Source organism: Mangrovimonas sp. DI 80 (genome assembly GCF_001975575.1).
GTDB lineage: Bacteria > Bacteroidota > Bacteroidia > Flavobacteriales > Flavobacteriaceae > Mangrovimonas_A > Mangrovimonas_A xylaniphaga.
Genome location: NZ_MSDT01000005.1, coordinates 248,351 through 263,822, shown reverse-complemented (window position 1 = coordinate 263,822; position 15,472 = coordinate 248,351). Strand labels below are relative to the sequence as shown.

Sequence of the window (15,472 nt, the reverse complement as noted above, 5' to 3'; positions counted from 1 at the left end):
CTGAGGATGCACTTATAATTGCTTTATATTCTTATTTTTAGCTTCATTTTATGGCTGAAAATGCTTATATTTAATATAGTATTTCTTCCATGTTGATATAATAGCCAACCCACTTCCCGTACAATACCTATTTAATTAATTGTGTTTATCATGGAAAATTTTGTAGGTAGTCCCAGGGTGCTTTTTCAGTGCTGTTATTTTTTAGCATTCTTGCTCATTTTTTGTGTGGTACTTTATAAAAGTATCAAACATGGATATCATTTAAGATCGGTTCTTTTAATGATGACCACGATTTCTTTGTTTACGGTTTTAGGTTCAAGATTGTTTACCATTTCCATAGAAGATTGGATCACGGCTATCAATTCCCATTCCCCAAATTTTAATAATCGGTCGGCCATAGGAGGGCTGTTTTTCGGTTTTTTGGGACTGTTAGTGTCTCAACGAATTTTCGGATTTGGAAGGTTTATATTGAATTTATATGCCTGGATTTGCCCTATAGCTTTAGGAATTATTAAGCTGGGGTGTTTCTTTAATGGTTGTTGCTATGGTATTCCGTCCAATGGGATGTGGTCGGTTCAATATGCCAAGGGAACCCATGCCCATTTTAACCATTGGAGTGCGGGACAGATTGCTCCAGAAGCCTTGGCGTCTTTATCGGTGCATCCTGTGCAACTTTATGAGAGTGTCTTGTTAGTTTTGATAGGCTATCTTGTTTGGAAAACCCATAAAAAATGGCAAAAGCCCCTAAGTGCCTTGTTGTTTGGACTGTCCCTGTTTTTTATGATGCGCTTTGGGATTGAATTTTTCAGGGATCCTGCTGGCTCACAATTCAACACCTTGTATTATGCGGGCTTACGGTCCTATCAATGGAGTATGTTGGCTTATGGTATGATTGCCGGAATTGTCTTGTTGGTTTACGAACGTTACAAAGGTAGCGATTGGCTAAGGGGTCGGGAAAATTCGCTATTTCTGCATGCCGATTTTATGTATATCGTCTTTATCTCCTTATGTCTATATAGTTTTAGGAACCTGTTTTCAACATATGAACTTTTGGTAATTTGGGTCAAGTTTTTCCCTGCCATTGTATTTTCGCTTTATTACCTCTTCACAGAAAACAGGTTAAAACCCTACCGAATGGCCATAAGCGTGGTGTTACTGATGCCCTTATTTGTTTTTGCCCAAACCATCCCAATCCATAAAGCCACTATTAAAACCTACCATCGTGTTGATGTGGGAGGTTCGTTTGGAGATTTTGCCAATACCGTTCGGTATAACCCGCAACAAGGGGAGTGTGGTACCACCTACGACTCTGAGGATTACAGACAAACCTATCAGGTTGGAGGACTTGGCTATTCCTATATAAAGGAAAAAAACAATAAATCGCTTAGGCTAGGCGCCAATGTTCATGGGGGGATGGTGAAAAGCACCAATTTGACAAACAATAATACCGAAAAGGATTTTGTGTTTGGTGTAAACCCCTTTATGACCTATGATGGCAAGTGGCTAGGAGGAGGGGTTGGCTTTCAATTGGGAAGTTTAAGAGTTAATAAACATCAATTTTATGACGCCACAAATATTGAAGATGCCCAAAAGGAATATGTGTTTTTGCCCGAAGTGCATGCTCGATTTGGTCCAAGAAAATATGTGGATATTGATTATAATTACGGCTTTCTGTTTCCTTCTCCATATCCTACGATATACCATCGCTCCAGTATAGGAAGTAGTTTTGGTTTAAGTCCAGATTATAGTTTACGATATGGGTATATTTGGAATTTGGAAACCAGCTATTTATCATTAGAAACTTTGATCACCAAAAATATGGGAGTGCGCCTTATGTATATTTTTAAGGAGCACTATTCAGGACCAGGGCTTTTGAACGATGAAGTGGGGGGTAAGTTTCTATTTTCAGTAAACTATCGGTTTGGGGAAAGTATACGTCAAGCAAAAGAAAAGGATTGACCTGTCTTCACGACCCAAATGATTCAAAAGGAGCTTTTGATACTGTTTATGAATACAAAATCAGGAAGACGCCCGTCATGATGCCCATTAAAGGCACCAATTTTTTACGCTTGTTTTTCTCCTTAAATATAAGTCCACCGATTACTACAGCAATGATTATCTGGCTGCGCTTGATAGCAGATAACAACATGATAAGGGCTTCTGGATCTTGCAGGGCTTTAAAATAAAAATAATCGGCGGCCTGCAGGAGGACCCCAACCCCAACAATAGACCATCTAAATTTAAAGGCTTGACGTTTGGCTGCATAAGGAAACCAGGTGAAGCCTAAAATGATGCTTAAAATGAGTAGGGTATAGAGGCAAAACCAAAATTGCAGGGTTTGCGGATTGAGCTCCAAACTTTGAATGAGGAATTTATCGTAAAGTCCACTGCTAGCTCCTAAAAAAGTGGCAGCTATGATGGCAAAGATCCATTTGTTGCGCTTAAAATTAATGCCCTCTTTTTTGCCAATTCTGGAATAGAGCATTACCGAGAAAATGATGAGGAAGAAGCCCATCCATTGGAACATGTTCGGGCTTTCCTTATAGATGACAATCGCCCCAATAAAGGTGAAAAATGGTCCCGCCGAACGTATGGGGGTTACGATTGTGATGGGCAGATGCTTTAGAGCTTGATAGGCCAAGACCCAGGAACTGGCCATGATGGCTGATTTGATAAAAATAAAACCATGGGTTTGCCATGGGATGTTTTGAAAGTTAAAGCCTTTGTTTAAAGCAGCTTCAGGGTCTATGAGCGCTAACACATAAAAGGCTGCAATAAATACAAATCCACTGAACACCGTCCCGAAAAGTACTGGGTACACTTCGTTCCCTTGAACAGCGTGTTTTTTACATAAGTTGTGTAAGCCCAAAAAGAGCGCCGCCAATAATCCTAAATACATCCACATGGCCGCGAAGATACTTCTTTTTTGAGAAGCTTTTACAGGTTAAGCAACTCTAGAAGGAGGGGGTGGACTATAATTGAAAAAAGTTGTATCTTTAGTACAATTCTTCCTTTACTAGATTGTTACTATCTAGGTGATTTTTGATTCTCAAATCTCGGGCAAACAAGACTTCCTTTGCAATATTTTCACATCATGATTTCTTTAAGTAACTTTAGGTTAAGGCCCCTTCAAGTATTTTCTAAGAATGGTAAAATAAGGGTGTGTTTGTCCCTTATATCGACAATCGCCTTTTTAAACCTTATTATAGGTTGTTCTTATTACAACGTGAGGGATATAGCTACCACACCCGACACTATTTCTAATGAAATTGCAAATTTTAATGAAACATACAATTACGTTGTCATCCATACCAAGGGGCATATTTGGCATCTAAATGATTTTGTACTGAACGAAACTGAAAAGACCATATCAGGCTTATGTGCGCCTTTGGACGAGGCACATATTCCATTAAAACCTCGGGAAGATGATAAGGTGCATCGTTACACCACTGAACAAAAGCCTTTGAATGAGCTTCATTTTTATGTGAATTCTACCTTAGACCCAGAATTTGGGACTAGGGTAAGCTTTCCTTTATCAGACATTACTTCGATCTCAGTTAATGATAAAAATACGGGGAAAACTGTTGCCAGTGCCATTGGAGTAACTATTGGGGCAATTGCCCTGATAGCAATTATTGTGGCCCTCACGAAGAGTTCCTGTCCATTTCTTTATGTCAAGAACGGTAATGAGTATCAATTTGGAGGAGAGTTGTATCCAGGAATTATAACGCCTAATATGCAATGTGAGGACTATTTAAAATTACCAGATTTGAAAGTAACCAATAACACTTATGACATTAAGGTGACCAATGAATTGAAAGAAGTCCAGCATACAGATTTTTTAGAATTGGTAGAGATTAGCCATTCTCCAGATATTTCAGTACTCATGGATCAAAATGGAAATCCCCACACATTCTCTAAACTACAAGCGCCAAAACAGTCGATAGTTCATGGGGTGAAGACCCATTTAGATTGGGTTTTAGAAAAGGACAGTCGCCCATTTCAATTTAATAATGAATTGGACTCAGATACCAGTGTGCGAGGAGTAGACTTTCTTTTTGAGAAACCAAAGTTCGCAACCAGCCAGGCAAAACTCTATTTAAGTGTTAAGAACTCTTTGTGGTTGGACTATGTTTTTGGAAAGTTTAATGAACAATTTGGAACCTACTATCCAGAGTTTCAAAAGCAACAGCAAACTAGTTCAAAAAGAAAGAGTTTGGATTGGATAGAAGCCCAGCACATCCCATTATCGATATATGTGAAGACCACAAATGGTTGGGAGTTGGTTGAACGACTTCGTACTGTAGGACCTATGGCATATCGAGATTTGGCGGTTGCTGTAGATATGGGTAAGGTAGAAGGAGAGCAACTTGCTGTTAGGCTGGAAACAGGGTTTATGTTTTGGGAGGTCGATTATATAGGGATTGATTATTCAGAAAATGTAGATTTAGCCATAGAACACATAACTCCATATAAAGCTATCGATCAACAGGGCAGGGATGTTACCGAAACATTATTGACCGCAGATAGGAATTATTTAATACAACCTAATGTAGGAGACGAGGTTACGGTAACTTTTCCCATAGAATTAAACGAAAGCAACTTAAACCGGACCTACTTTTTGAAGAATAGAGGATATTACAATTATATAAGACACTATGATAAGGAACCTGATTTTCAAAAGCTAAAATTGTTTAGGGAAGCAGAAGCTTTTACAGATTTTTCCAAATATGAATATGAGGCATTAATGACATATGAAAAGTCATTTGATGTGGTGGCTAAATAAAATGAATTTGGAAATGATTACTGAAGTCCAAGATTATACAAAACCGAAAGCACAGGTTGCAGAAACTAAGCAAGCTATAATTCCTAAAAGTTATATGATTTCAGGATTGCGAATGCGATGGGTACATTTTAGGCTAAAATTAACGCTTCTAAAAGTAGCAATGGTGTGCTATAGAAATCCTTTGGATTGGCTGCGCTCCCTTCGTTATTTAGTAGTGTTAAGAAAGCGATTTTTGGGCAATTACAGGCTCCGAAAGATGGCATGTTTTAATGGTGAATATTTTATGGGCTTATATACGCCCGGTTGGAATAATGATATTTATAAGCGCTTTATAGCCTCCCAATTGCACGATTTCAAACCTATAGAAAAAGGTTTGGTAAACAGATTTAATACGGTTTTTTTGTCTGTTACCAAAAAATGTGCCTTGCAATGTGAACATTGCTATGAGTGGGAACATTTGAACAAGAAGGATACCTTGTCTGACACCGAACTAATTGACATTATTAAGAAGTTACAGGGCCAGGGGGTAAGTCAAATTCAATTGTCAGGAGGGGAGCCACTATTACAAATGGAGACCTTGATAAAGTTGCTGCATCGTGCCGATACAAAAAGTACCAATTTTTGGGTGGTGACTTCAGGGTTTAAATTAACTCTAGAAAATGCCAAACGTTTGAAAAAGGCTGGATTAAAAGGCGTCATTGTGAGTTTGGATCATCATGAAGAAGAAAAACACAATAGATTTAGGCATTTTAAGGATGCCTATTATTGGGTAGAACAAGCTTTGACCAATTCACAAAATGCAGGGTTGGTCACAGCATTATCCTTATGTGCGACAAAAACATTCATTTCAGAAGCTAATTTAATGTCATATATGGAGTTAGCAAAGATATTAGGGGTGTCATTTGTGCAATTATTGGAGCCTAAAGCTGTTGGGCACTATGCGCAAAAAGAGGTAAGCCTTGATGAGGCGCATATTGCTATTTTGGAAGATTTCTTTTTGAAAATGAATTTTGGTCCAAATTACAAAGATATGCCCATACTGAGCTATCATGGGTATTACCAACGCAGACAAGGTTGCTTTAGCGCCGGGCTTAAGGGAATGTACATTGATAGCGATGGTGATATGAATGCCTGTCCGTTTTGCCACAAGAAAACAGGTAAGGTGTTGGATGTAAATTATGAAAACCATTTAGAAGTTTTAAAAGCTGAAGGGTGTCCCACATATCCTTCCACTTAAAGTTAAACTATCATGTTTTATGGGTTTTCACATACCGAGATTTGGTTAATAGGAACACTTTTGTTCATACTTCGCTATGTACTGGTTGCAGGTGTCTTTTTTTATCTGTTTTATGTCTTAAAAAATTCGAGGTTTTCTAAGTTTAAAATCCAAAAACATTTTCCTTTGAAGGAGCAAATTAAACGAGAAGTATTGTATTCATTACTAACGTTTTTAATCTATGGAAGTAGTCTTTGGTTATTTGTGTTTTGGGTTGAAAACGGATATACCAAGTCTTATAATAATCTTCATGAATATGGTCTGCCGTATTTTTTTGCAAGCATACTTTTAATGGTTTTTATTCATGACACGTATTTCTATTGGACCCATAGATTAATTCATCATTCAAAATTTTTTAAACATATCCATAAAGTGCACCATAGTTTTACAAGTCCAACACCTTGGGCGGCATTTGCATTTCATCCATGGGAAGCTATAATCTCTTTGGGATTCATACCAATAATATTGTTCGTTATTCCTCATCATCAATGGGCATTGGTAGTTTTTATTACATTTTTAACGCTTTATAATGTTTTAATTCATTTGGGATTTAGCATTCCTAAACTAAAACAGTTTAAACTTCTCAACACTCCAGATGCTCACGATTACCATCACCTTAAGTCTAAAAAGAATTATGGCTTGTATTTTACTTTTTGGGATAGATTGATGGGAACTTATCAAGCTGCTTAAAATTTCTACAATGGAGTTAAAATCCCAATCGCTGAGAATCGCGTATTTGAAAATTTATTGACATTGGTACGGAATTTTAAAAATATGGCGAAGTGGAAATTTTGTAGTATTTAAGCAATGAATAAAAATTGCTAAAATTTCTTTTAACATAATATCTGACGATATGAGTCTAAGACATCATATCCGATATTATGCTAAATAGCCGTGAAATACGGCTATACAGAAATTACTACATAATTGAACTATAATTTACATTATGTAAAATAGAAATTATCCGATTTTGGTATTCCTTTTTTCAACTTCTATTATTTGTTTTCCTTGATACGTCTGATATACACATCCAATACCCTGTTGTAATGTTCCAGATGCTGTTGGTATTGGCTTTCGCTAAGTAAAGGTTTTATTTTGGCATTCACCTTTGTTTTGTCTTCTTCAATTTTAGATAAAATTTCTGCCTGATCGTAATTTTTATCCTTATCTGTTAAACGGCCCAGTTCATAAATATGATCGGATAAAATACTAGCATATGTGTTTCTGGTACTTTCAGACAATCCCAACTTGTTGGTCTGCTCGTAAAACCACATTTGGATATTGTCCCGTTCATTTGGCGTGAAGACTTCCACTTTGTTGGCCATTCGCTCTTTTTCTTTAGGCGTTAAGGTATTTTGAGCGTTTGTAGAAAGGATTCCTCCTAAGGCCAAAATGGCCAATACATAGGTTTTATTAGCTGCCATATAAAATTGTTTTATTTATTAAATATAGTGTAAAGTCCTCATATTTAACAGTAAACAGTTTGAAAATTATACTTACTGATAGATTTTCCTTAAATTATGTAATCATTTATAATCTATAAGCGCAGTTTATCCGTAGATATACATAAGACATCGAAACATTAATTAAATAACTATTATGAGAAAATTTTCTATTGTAATACTTACAGCAATTGCTTTGACCTCCTGTGTGTCCAAAAAGAAATATTTGGCACTTGAAAAAGACAATGGAGAGTTGAAAAGTGAACTCACCAAAACCAAGGTTGAAAACGAAGAATTGGAAGCGCAATTTGCCGCCATCCAAGCCCGTGTAGATCAATACAATGCCCGAATTAACTCCCTTTCTGAAGAATCTGATGCCAAAATGGTATCTGTTGACGGGGTTGTGATTTCTGAAGATCAAAAGGCACAAATGCGCGAGATGTTAAAGAACGTCCCTCCTGCTTATTTGGCCAATGCCAAAACCTTGAAGGATTCCATGAACGCTGCTATTTCATACAATGTAAGAAGCAATGTTACCAATATTGATGAAACTGAAGATGTGAGCATGAATATTGAAGGAACTGTTGTAATGATTTCCATTGCAGATGAGCTATTGTTTAGATCTGGAAGCTTTAATATCAGTAATGATGCGGACCATATTTTGAAAAAATTGGCAGATGTTATCAACTCAGAACCAAGTGTTGAAGTAATGGTTGAAGGGCATACAGATTCACAATCTATCAGCAATGTAAAAGTGTCAGACAACTGGGAATTAAGTGTATTGCGTGCTGCTTCTGTAGTGAAAAAATTGCAAAACGATTTTGATGTAGCTCCAGAAAAACTTATAGCTGCAGGACGTAGTTTTTACCAGCCTCTAACCGATAATGATACTGCAGAGCATAGAGCTATCAACAGAAGAACTAGGATTTTAATCCTTCCAAACTTGGATAAGTTCTTTGCATTAATATCAGCTGAAGAGTAAATCGCTCTCCTGATAACCTGTTATTTAATTAATCCTGTTAAAAAAGACTACTTCCCTCAAAGTAGTCTTTTTTTTGCCTAGAACGCACTCCTGTGTTAGTTAAAAAAGTGGTAAAAAATTAGACCAATCCTAAAGCGTATGGTATTTTTGTGACTCCATAAAAATACCATATGCTTTCACTTAAAAACATCTTTCGTATTACAGCCTTCTTGGAAGGAATTTCTTATATTTTATTGCTGTTTATTGCGGTTCCCATTAAATATTTTGGGGAAGACCCTCAATATGTAAAACTATTGGGCATGCCACATGGCCTATTGTTTATTGCCTATATTATTTTTGCCATTATTTTGGGAAGTAGGTTACAGTGGAACAATAAAATTCTTATTAAAGTTTTAATTGCCTCAATTCTGCCTTTTGCTACCTTTGTTGTAGACAGAAAACTATTAAAACAAGAGGCATAACGTGGAATCATTTTCGCATTATTTTTACGATTATTTTATTTCTTTAGACTTTTCGGAAACGACAGCTACCTATTTGAATATGGGAGTATTGCTAGTTATTTTGGCTATCATTATTCTTGTTGCGGATGTGGTGACCAAAAAAATATTGGTGAGCACTTTTGAAAGATTTGCCCATAAATCCAAAACCAATTTCGACGACCTTTTAATTTCCCATAAGGCCCCTCGAAATTTGGCGCATTTGGTACCTTTTTTAATCACCTTAAATCTTTTCCCTGTAGTTTTTGTGGACTTTCCAAACTTTGAGGCTCCTGTAGAAGCTTTGATTAAAGTGTATGGAGTCCTACTCTTCATTTGGATTTTAAGAAGTGTTTTAAAGACTTTAGAGGCCTATTTTAAAACCTTGCCTCGCCTTAAGGACAAACCTATAGACAGTTACATACAGGTTCTAATGCTTTTTGTATGGGGGATTGGTTTGATTCTTTGTTTTGCAATTCTTACTAATATTTCCATTGTTCGATTTTTAACAGGATTAGGGGCTGCTTCGGCGGTTTTACTGTTGATTTTCAAGGATACCATTTTGGGGTTTGTGGCCAGTATTCAAGTTGCAGTAAACGACACCATCAGAATTGGAGATTGGGTGACCATTGAAAAGTTTGGAGCTGATGGTACGGTAATCGAAATCAATTTGAATACGGTTCAGGTACAAAATTTTGACAATACCATTACCAATATCCCAACCTCTGCCCTTATTTCGGAATCTTTTAAGAATTGGCGAGGGATGAGCAATTCCGGTGGACGACGAATTAAAAGGTCCTTAATCATTAAAGTGTCTTCGGTAAAATATTTAGACTCTCAAAGTGTGGAAGACCTTAAAAAGATACAGTTGATTACCAATTATCTTACGACACGTCAAAAAGATATCGACAACTACAATAGCAACCATAATATTGATAAGTCATTGCTAATAAACGGTAGAAACCTGACCAATTTGGGTGTGTTTAGAAAGTATATACAGACTTATATTGAAAACCATTCTGCCATTAACAAGGACATGATGATCATGACGCGCCAATTGGAGGCTACAGCACATGGTATTCCTTTAGAAATTTATGCGTTTAGTAGTGACAAGCGTTGGGAGAATTATGAATATATCATTTCAGATATTTTTGATCATATGCTTGCAGCGGTTCCCTACTTTGGGTTGGAAGTGTTCGAGGTAATAAATGGAAACCTAAACCTTAGCAAGAACTAAAGTTTAGGTTTCTTAATAATAATTTGGTGTACTAATTGGCTTTTGCCTTGGCTTCATCAATCATTTCCTGATTGGCAACGATTCCTATTTCAACGCGTCTATTTTTAATTCTTCCTTCTTCGGTTGAATTGTCAAAACGCGGTTTTGTTTCTCCATAGCCTTCAACAGAAAAGCGTCCTCTGGAAACTCCTTTGGCCACTAAATAATCTACTACAGATTGCGCTCTCTTTTTGGATAATGACATATTGTAGGCTTCATCTCCAGAAGAGTCTGTATGTCCTTCAACCAATAGGTTAGTGTCTGGAAATTCTATAAATACTTCTGAAAGTGCATCCAAATTGGTTTTGGCTTCAGGTGTTAAGTCGGATTTGTTAATGGTAAAGTTTACCCCACTTCTATCATCAAAAGATAAGTGAATCCCCTCTCCTATACGTTCTACTTCAGCTCCTGGTACTGCTTGTTCAATTTTCTTGGCCTGCTTATCCATAACATTACCAATAATGGCTCCAGAAGCGCCACCTATAGCAGCTCCAATTAAGGCTCCCTTAAGGTCTCCTCCTATCAAGCCCCCAACCAAAGCTCCTCCTGCAGCGCCTGCTGCCGCTCCTCTTTGGGTTTTATTTGAATTTTGTATGGCACTACAACTAATCATTAGGGCCGAAAGCATTATAACAAGGGTGTATTTTAATTGCATTTTCATGATTTATTGGTTTTTATAAGTTAATGTCGTCCGAAACTTTAGAAAACTTTAGAAGCACGTCAAAAGATTTTCCTTCGTAGGTAGATGGTACACGCAATACCATACTGGAAGCACTTAAACTTTCAATTTTAGAACGGTATCCCGTCTTGGATTTGTCCATGGGATGGTTTTTCTCATCCGCATATTTGAACTGAAAGTAACGAGCTCCCTCGGTTTCATAAAAGGACCAAATCATACGGCTGCTAGTTACTTGGCAGGTAGAATTACTGGCATTGGTAGTAAAGCGCCCCGTGTTGTTGTTGGGAATAAAAACCCACTCACTACCTCGCAAACAAGCAGAATCGGTGTTATCAAACATATAGGCTTTGTAAAGCCCTTCTTCACCAATGAAATCAATATCTTCAACAGTCCACGTTCCCTTGAGGGTTCGCTCGTTGGTTTTATCGGCCGTAGAAGATGATGAGCCACAACTTAACAAAAATAAGCACCCTAGGAGTGCGACGGTTAAAGCTTTCATAATTAATGGTTTAAGTTGCTTAAAGATACAAAAAAAATGATAAGCTGTTGACCGTGAATTAATTAGTTTTGCAATCTATCCTTTACAAATTCAATTTCCGTTTTACCATGTGCTTGGGGCTTGCCATCGGGACCTAAATTCACCATGACAATATTATCAACCGTAAGGATGGTTTCTCTGGTCATTTTGTTCCTGGCTTCACATTTTAGGGTTAAGGAGCTTTTTCCAAACTTGGTAACTTCAATACCAATTTCGATGATATCCCCTTTTTTGGCAGAGCTGGTAAAGTTGATTTCTGAAATGTATTTGGTCACCACCCTGGAATTCTCCAACTGAATTACCGTATACAGTGCCACTTCTTCATCTATCCAAGCCAATAATTGCCCTCCAAATAGGGTTCCGTTAGGATTTAGGTCTTCGGGTTTTACCCATTTTCTAGTATGAAATCTCATAGGTTTTATAATAAGGTTTGTTGTGTATTGTCTTTGTTTGGAATTTTTAGTTGGCAGCCCAAAGCGCCATTAAGTTTTTCTATAAAATGTGCCGACAGCAAAGGCGATTCTTTCTCGATGTTTTGATGTACAAAGAAGTTGATTTCCTTAATGCCTTGATCTTGCCAATGTTTCAATCTTTCTACCCAGTCTTCCAAACGATTGTAGTCTGTTGCATGATTGGCCCCCACATATCTTACAAAGGCTTTGGGCGTTGTTAAACGCATGTGCATGATATCCCTTCTTCCTGCACTATCCACTAGGACATTGGTGATATTATTCTTCTCCAAAAGATCATAAAGCTGGTCGGCAACCACGGCGTCGTTGTACCAATTGGTGTGTCTAAACTCTATGGCCAATGGTATCTCCTTGGGCCAACGCTCTACAAATGACACCACACGATCAAAATCCTTGGGCGCAAAATTATTATGCATTTGCAGGAAAATGGTGCCTAGTTTTTCCTTTAGGTTGGAAGCATTGTAAAGATAATCTTCCACCACAGACTGTACTTCATTAAGGCGTTTCCAATGGCTGATTTCCTGATTCAATTTTGGGAAGAATTTAAAACCTTCCGGGGTTTTGTCGTACCAGGCCGAAAACTGTTCCGCAGGGAAAATCCTGTAAAAGGTAGCGTTGAGCTCAATGGCATTGAACTGACGGGAGTAATAGCTTAATTCATCTTTGGTGCCCCTTGGGTAAAATCCTTTAAGATCTGCTTTGTTCCATTTGGCACATCCCACGTAAATTTCAGGTACGTTATCATCTTTCACCGAATTCAAGACACGAAGGGTGTCTATATGGTCTTGTGGAATAGTAAAATCTATGCCTTCGGGATTAGGAACGCTTCCAAATTTCATAAAATGAGGTTTTCAAAAAGTGTCTTTCAAAGATACGGTATTATGAAAATTTGTCCTATGCAAATGGGATATAAAAGGGCAATATGTATATTCAAACAGTTAATACTGTTGATAAACTAGTTAACAACAAATGGTTTGGGCAACCAAAACGGCTTTTTTAATTTATAACTTTAAGAAAAACAATAGCCATGTCACGATCTTTAGACTTGTTACAGATTCGTCCTGTAATCTCTTCCGCTTTAATTTATGAGAACATGACTCGCGATGAGCACTTCCAAAATCAAACCTTAAGACCTATTATTAAGCTTCAAGGGGAACTGTTTGTTGCAGTGTTTAAAAATTATGTAGATAAACATAAAAATGTTTTTTATGAATTATCTTTGTCCAAGCAACTAGACTACATCGAGAATGCCATTCATAAGGATATGAAGTTTCGGAACTCCCTTAAAGGGATGGTCATTGGTCAGTTTACGGTTGAAGAATACGAGATCTACATTCAAAATTCTTCAGCATTAAACAAACGCATGATGGGGCTAGTTAAGAACCGATTAATTGATTATATACAGTTATTAGAGCCCAAAGTGGCTTGATTTATGAATTTAAAACACGAACTGTTATCGGCATGTTTGGAACATGTCAATAAGCGCATTGTTAGTTACAAAAATGAAATAGAACTAATTAAGGAAGCCATAGAATCCAATGATAAAGGCGGTGATGACGAAGATGACTCGGGAAGCGGTAAACTGTTTGATGATTTGGAGAAAAACAGCCAGCATATGGCCGATGCTTCCAAAGCTTTGGAAACCCTTAAATTGATTAACCCCAATTTAAAACATGACAGTGTAGTGTTGGGAAGTCTTGTAACTACCAATACAGCCACCTTTTATATGGCTACTAGTATTGGCAAAATAGACGTAAACAATTCACCTTATTTAGTAATCTCGCTGAACTCTCCAATAGGTGCGCTTTTGAAAAACAAAGTGGCAGGTGACTCTGTGACGTTCAACAACACGACCTATACCATAAAGAGTATTAGCTAGATTATAGATTCACCATTTAGGTTGGTAGTAAGTACTTCGCTCATATAGTCAAAATATGGGCGAACTGCTTTAAATGCCTGGTTGACATCTTCCAAAAAGCCATCGGAGAGCACTTCTTTATCGGTGTAATTTTTCACAAAGATGTATTGCTTTTTCTTGATAAGATCTATAGCAGGATCTTCTTTGTTAAAGTCTCGTGGCGCACTTTTTAGTTCATCACCTTTTAATTCGCCCCAAACGGACTTGAAATTTGGAGCGTCTATAATACTGCGCATGATACTGGCATCCATTTCAAATTCCTTTCGCATACGGAAGAGATCCTCTTTGTTGGGCTCCCAAAATCCTGTAGCAATAAAAGATTCGTTGTTTGGGGATATATGCAAATAATAGCCGCCACGCAGCTGTGGTTTCTGTCTTTGGAATGAACCTCCAAAATGGGTTTTATAAGGCGATTTATCTTTAGAAAACCTAACATCACGGTAAATTCTAAAAAGTTTCAAATTATCTAATTCGTCATGGCTCTTTAGCAATTCAAGCATGTGGTTATAGGCTGATTTCACTTCCTTTTCAACCGTTTTAAATTCCTTTTTATGAGTATTGAACCAATCCCTATCATTATTCTCTTTTAACTGACTTAGAAAATTAAATACTTCGGGTGAAAAGGATGTTACCATGGTTTTTAGATTTTATTGAGATTTAAAAGTACAAAAAAGTCCCTTTTTCAGAGGGACTTTTTAGATATTTAGATATGTTATAGTGCTGTATTAATCTTTATCAAGTACATCCTCTACTTCATCTTTCACATCGTCAGCAGCGTCTTCAATAGCATCGCCTGCATCATCTATGGCATCCTCAATTTTTTCACTGGTTGATTTCTTCTCTCTGCAACTTGTTACGGTAGCAGACAAGGAAAACAACAATACAATGGCTAAAAATACTTTTTTCATAATACTTATTTTAAAGGTTAGAAAATGTGTTTAGGTATCAACCTAGTTTTACTAAAGGTACAATAAAAGTCTTAGCTACTAATTATTTTGGTTGAAACCCTTCCATCTTTCATAAAAATTACGGTTTCTATATTTGACAGAATACTCCTTTAACATCTTTAACAAACCTTCTATTGAATTAACATAATTTATAAGAATAATTGTACATGCTAGGGATGAAAATTAACAGTATGCTTGGTTTTACAAGGGATTACTTGAGCTTATGTTTTACTTTTAATAATAAAAAGCAACTGCTTAATAAACAATAAATTACATTTTACTTGTGTATTGTTTATTTTTTTTTTAAACTGCAATTAAATTAATTAACACAAAGACATGGGCAGACCAGCAACAAAGCCTGCAAAACTCAAAGATGGGTTTTACTTAGAAATAAGAAATAGAGGGGCAAAAGACGGTATCAAGCTATACAGAGATACAAAAGCCAAAATGTTAAGAACCATTAAGGAATATGAACGTGTTAAGGATATTATCATCTTGGGGGAGTCCAGAAATGGGAAATGGGTGAACAAAGAGCCCATAGTACATATTGCCGATCACTAATCACTTCTTTTCATTTTTTTCTTCATAAAATTTATAGGTTACCAATAATTTCCTAAATTGTACTGTAGCAGTTTTCCTAAAATTGTACTTACATTCGCGAATATTAACCAATTAATCTGTA

Annotated in this window: 18 protein-coding genes; 10 read left to right on the top strand and 8 right to left on the bottom strand. The window is 36.8% G+C overall.

Annotated elements, in window-relative coordinates; all coding sequences use genetic code 11:
- Positions 1-150: 150 nt before the first annotated feature.
- Complete coding sequence (locus BKM32_RS10900; RefSeq protein ID WP_076663816.1) at positions 151-1,959, top strand: prolipoprotein diacylglyceryl transferase; 1,809 nt, start codon at positions 151-153, stop codon at positions 1,957-1,959.
- 46 nt (positions 1,960-2,005) lie between these two features.
- Here the strand turns inward: BKM32_RS10900 and BKM32_RS10895 are convergent, their stop codons facing one another.
- Positions 2,006-2,905 (bottom strand): EamA family transporter, encoded by a 900-nt coding sequence (locus BKM32_RS10895; protein WP_076663815.1) that lies wholly within the window; start codon positions 2,903-2,905, stop codon positions 2,006-2,008.
- A gap of 321 nt (positions 2,906-3,226) precedes the next feature.
- Here BKM32_RS10895 and BKM32_RS10890 point away from each other — a divergent pair, with 321 nt between their 5' ends.
- The 3 genes from BKM32_RS10890 (at position 3,227) to BKM32_RS10880 (ending at position 6,752) form a co-directional block, all read left to right on the top strand.
- Positions 3,227-4,786, top strand: a complete 1,560-nt coding sequence (locus tag BKM32_RS10890; protein ID WP_076663814.1) for a hypothetical protein — start codon at positions 3,227-3,229, stop codon at positions 4,784-4,786.
- Positions 4,787-4,799: 13 nt separating this feature from the next.
- Positions 4,800-6,023, top strand: a complete 1,224-nt coding sequence (locus BKM32_RS10885) for a radical SAM protein (protein ID WP_171971868.1) — start codon at positions 4,800-4,802, stop codon at positions 6,021-6,023.
- A gap of 165 nt (positions 6,024-6,188) precedes the next feature.
- Positions 6,189-6,752 carry a sterol desaturase family protein gene (locus BKM32_RS10880; RefSeq protein WP_171971867.1) on the top strand — a complete coding sequence of 188 codons (564 nt, stop codon included), beginning with the start codon at positions 6,189-6,191 and terminating at the stop codon, positions 6,750-6,752.
- A 305-nt stretch (positions 6,753-7,057) separates the two neighbouring features.
- On the opposite strand, the gene BKM32_RS10875 is transcribed toward BKM32_RS10880, so the two are convergent.
- Positions 7,058-7,486 carry a hypothetical protein gene (locus BKM32_RS10875; protein ID WP_076663811.1) on the bottom strand — a complete coding sequence of 143 codons (429 nt, stop codon included), beginning with the start codon at positions 7,484-7,486 and terminating at the stop codon, positions 7,058-7,060.
- Between the two features lie 175 nt (positions 7,487-7,661).
- Between BKM32_RS10875 and BKM32_RS10870 the strand changes: the two genes are divergently transcribed.
- From BKM32_RS10870 to BKM32_RS10860, 3 genes are all read left to right on the top strand, one after another.
- Positions 7,662-8,486 carry an OmpA family protein gene (locus BKM32_RS10870; protein ID WP_076663810.1) on the top strand — a complete coding sequence of 275 codons (825 nt, stop codon included), beginning with the start codon at positions 7,662-7,664 and terminating at the stop codon, positions 8,484-8,486.
- 170 nt (positions 8,487-8,656) lie between these two features.
- The gene (locus tag BKM32_RS10865; protein ID WP_076663809.1) at positions 8,657-8,947 is read left to right on the top strand and encodes a DUF3817 domain-containing protein; all 291 of its coding nucleotides are present in this window, start codon (positions 8,657-8,659) and stop codon (positions 8,945-8,947) included.
- A gap of 1 nt (position 8,948) precedes the next feature.
- On the top strand, positions 8,949-10,199 hold the full coding sequence (locus tag BKM32_RS10860; RefSeq protein WP_076663808.1) for a mechanosensitive ion channel family protein: 1,251 nt from the start codon (positions 8,949-8,951) through the stop codon (positions 10,197-10,199).
- 31 nt (positions 10,200-10,230) lie between these two features.
- On the opposite strand, the gene BKM32_RS10855 is transcribed toward BKM32_RS10860, so the two are convergent.
- The 4 genes from BKM32_RS10855 to BKM32_RS10840 all read right to left on the bottom strand — a co-directional run bounded on the left by BKM32_RS10855 (position 10,231) and on the right by BKM32_RS10840 (position 12,764).
- A complete protein-coding gene (locus BKM32_RS10855; protein ID WP_076663807.1) occupies positions 10,231-10,899 on the bottom strand; it encodes an OmpA family protein in 669 nt (222 codons plus the stop codon).
- A gap of 13 nt (positions 10,900-10,912) precedes the next feature.
- Positions 10,913-11,416 (bottom strand): lipocalin family protein, encoded by a 504-nt coding sequence (locus BKM32_RS10850; RefSeq protein ID WP_076663806.1) that lies wholly within the window; start codon positions 11,414-11,416, stop codon positions 10,913-10,915.
- A gap of 62 nt (positions 11,417-11,478) precedes the next feature.
- Complete coding sequence (locus tag BKM32_RS10845) at positions 11,479-11,868, bottom strand: acyl-CoA thioesterase (protein ID WP_053977853.1); 390 nt, start codon at positions 11,866-11,868, stop codon at positions 11,479-11,481.
- A 5-nt stretch (positions 11,869-11,873) separates the two neighbouring features.
- Complete coding sequence (locus tag BKM32_RS10840) at positions 11,874-12,764, bottom strand: DUF72 domain-containing protein (protein ID WP_076663805.1); 891 nt, start codon at positions 12,762-12,764, stop codon at positions 11,874-11,876.
- A 188-nt stretch (positions 12,765-12,952) separates the two neighbouring features.
- Between BKM32_RS10840 and BKM32_RS10835 the strand changes: the two genes are divergently transcribed.
- Positions 12,953-13,354 carry a glyoxalase gene (locus tag BKM32_RS10835; protein ID WP_076663804.1) on the top strand — a complete coding sequence of 134 codons (402 nt, stop codon included), beginning with the start codon at positions 12,953-12,955 and terminating at the stop codon, positions 13,352-13,354.
- A gap of 3 nt (positions 13,355-13,357) precedes the next feature.
- A complete protein-coding gene (locus tag BKM32_RS10830; protein WP_076663803.1) occupies positions 13,358-13,804 on the top strand; it encodes a hypothetical protein in 447 nt (148 codons plus the stop codon).
- Here BKM32_RS10830 and BKM32_RS10825 read toward each other — a convergent pair.
- Both BKM32_RS10825 and BKM32_RS10820 read right to left on the bottom strand, forming a co-directional pair.
- Positions 13,801-14,478 (bottom strand): DUF2461 domain-containing protein, encoded by a 678-nt coding sequence (locus BKM32_RS10825; RefSeq protein WP_076663802.1) that lies wholly within the window; start codon positions 14,476-14,478, stop codon positions 13,801-13,803. The genes BKM32_RS10830 and BKM32_RS10825 overlap by 4 nt on opposite strands.
- Before the next feature lie 90 nt (positions 14,479-14,568).
- Entirely contained in the window at positions 14,569-14,751 is a 183-nt protein-coding gene (locus tag BKM32_RS10820) for a hypothetical protein (RefSeq protein ID WP_053977858.1), read from the bottom strand.
- A gap of 375 nt (positions 14,752-15,126) precedes the next feature.
- Between BKM32_RS10820 and BKM32_RS10815 the strand changes: the two genes are divergently transcribed.
- Positions 15,127-15,351 (top strand): hypothetical protein, encoded by a 225-nt coding sequence (locus BKM32_RS10815; RefSeq protein WP_076663801.1) that lies wholly within the window; start codon positions 15,127-15,129, stop codon positions 15,349-15,351.
- Positions 15,352-15,472: the final 121 nt, after the last annotated feature.

Coding starts and splice junctions, on each gene's coding strand:
- BKM32_RS10900 (WP_076663816.1), top strand. CDS start 151: ATGGAAAATTTTGTAGGTAGTCCCAGGGTGCTTTTTCAGTGCTGTTAT.
- BKM32_RS10895 (WP_076663815.1), bottom strand. CDS start 2,905: ATGTGGATGTATTTAGGATTATTGGCGGCGCTCTTTTTGGGCTTACAC.
- BKM32_RS10885 (WP_171971868.1), top strand. CDS start 4,800: ATGATTACTGAAGTCCAAGATTATACAAAACCGAAAGCACAGGTTGCA.
- BKM32_RS10875 (WP_076663811.1), bottom strand. CDS start 7,486: ATGGCAGCTAATAAAACCTATGTATTGGCCATTTTGGCCTTAGGAGGA.
- BKM32_RS10870 (WP_076663810.1), top strand. CDS start 7,662: ATGAGAAAATTTTCTATTGTAATACTTACAGCAATTGCTTTGACCTCC.
- BKM32_RS10865 (WP_076663809.1), top strand. CDS start 8,657: ATGCTTTCACTTAAAAACATCTTTCGTATTACAGCCTTCTTGGAAGGA.
- BKM32_RS10855 (WP_076663807.1), bottom strand. CDS start 10,899: ATGAAAATGCAATTAAAATACACCCTTGTTATAATGCTTTCGGCCCTA.
- BKM32_RS10850 (WP_076663806.1), bottom strand. CDS start 11,416: ATGAAAGCTTTAACCGTCGCACTCCTAGGGTGCTTATTTTTGTTAAGT.
- BKM32_RS10845 (WP_053977853.1), bottom strand. CDS start 11,868: ATGAGATTTCATACTAGAAAATGGGTAAAACCCGAAGACCTAAATCCT.
- BKM32_RS10840 (WP_076663805.1), bottom strand. CDS start 12,764: ATGAAATTTGGAAGCGTTCCTAATCCCGAAGGCATAGATTTTACTATT.
- BKM32_RS10835 (WP_076663804.1), top strand. CDS start 12,953: ATGTCACGATCTTTAGACTTGTTACAGATTCGTCCTGTAATCTCTTCC.
- BKM32_RS10830 (WP_076663803.1), top strand. CDS start 13,358: ATGAATTTAAAACACGAACTGTTATCGGCATGTTTGGAACATGTCAAT.
- BKM32_RS10825 (WP_076663802.1), bottom strand. CDS start 14,478: ATGGTAACATCCTTTTCACCCGAAGTATTTAATTTTCTAAGTCAGTTA.
- BKM32_RS10820 (WP_053977858.1), bottom strand. CDS start 14,751: ATGAAAAAAGTATTTTTAGCCATTGTATTGTTGTTTTCCTTGTCTGCT.
- BKM32_RS10815 (WP_076663801.1), top strand. CDS start 15,127: ATGGGCAGACCAGCAACAAAGCCTGCAAAACTCAAAGATGGGTTTTAC.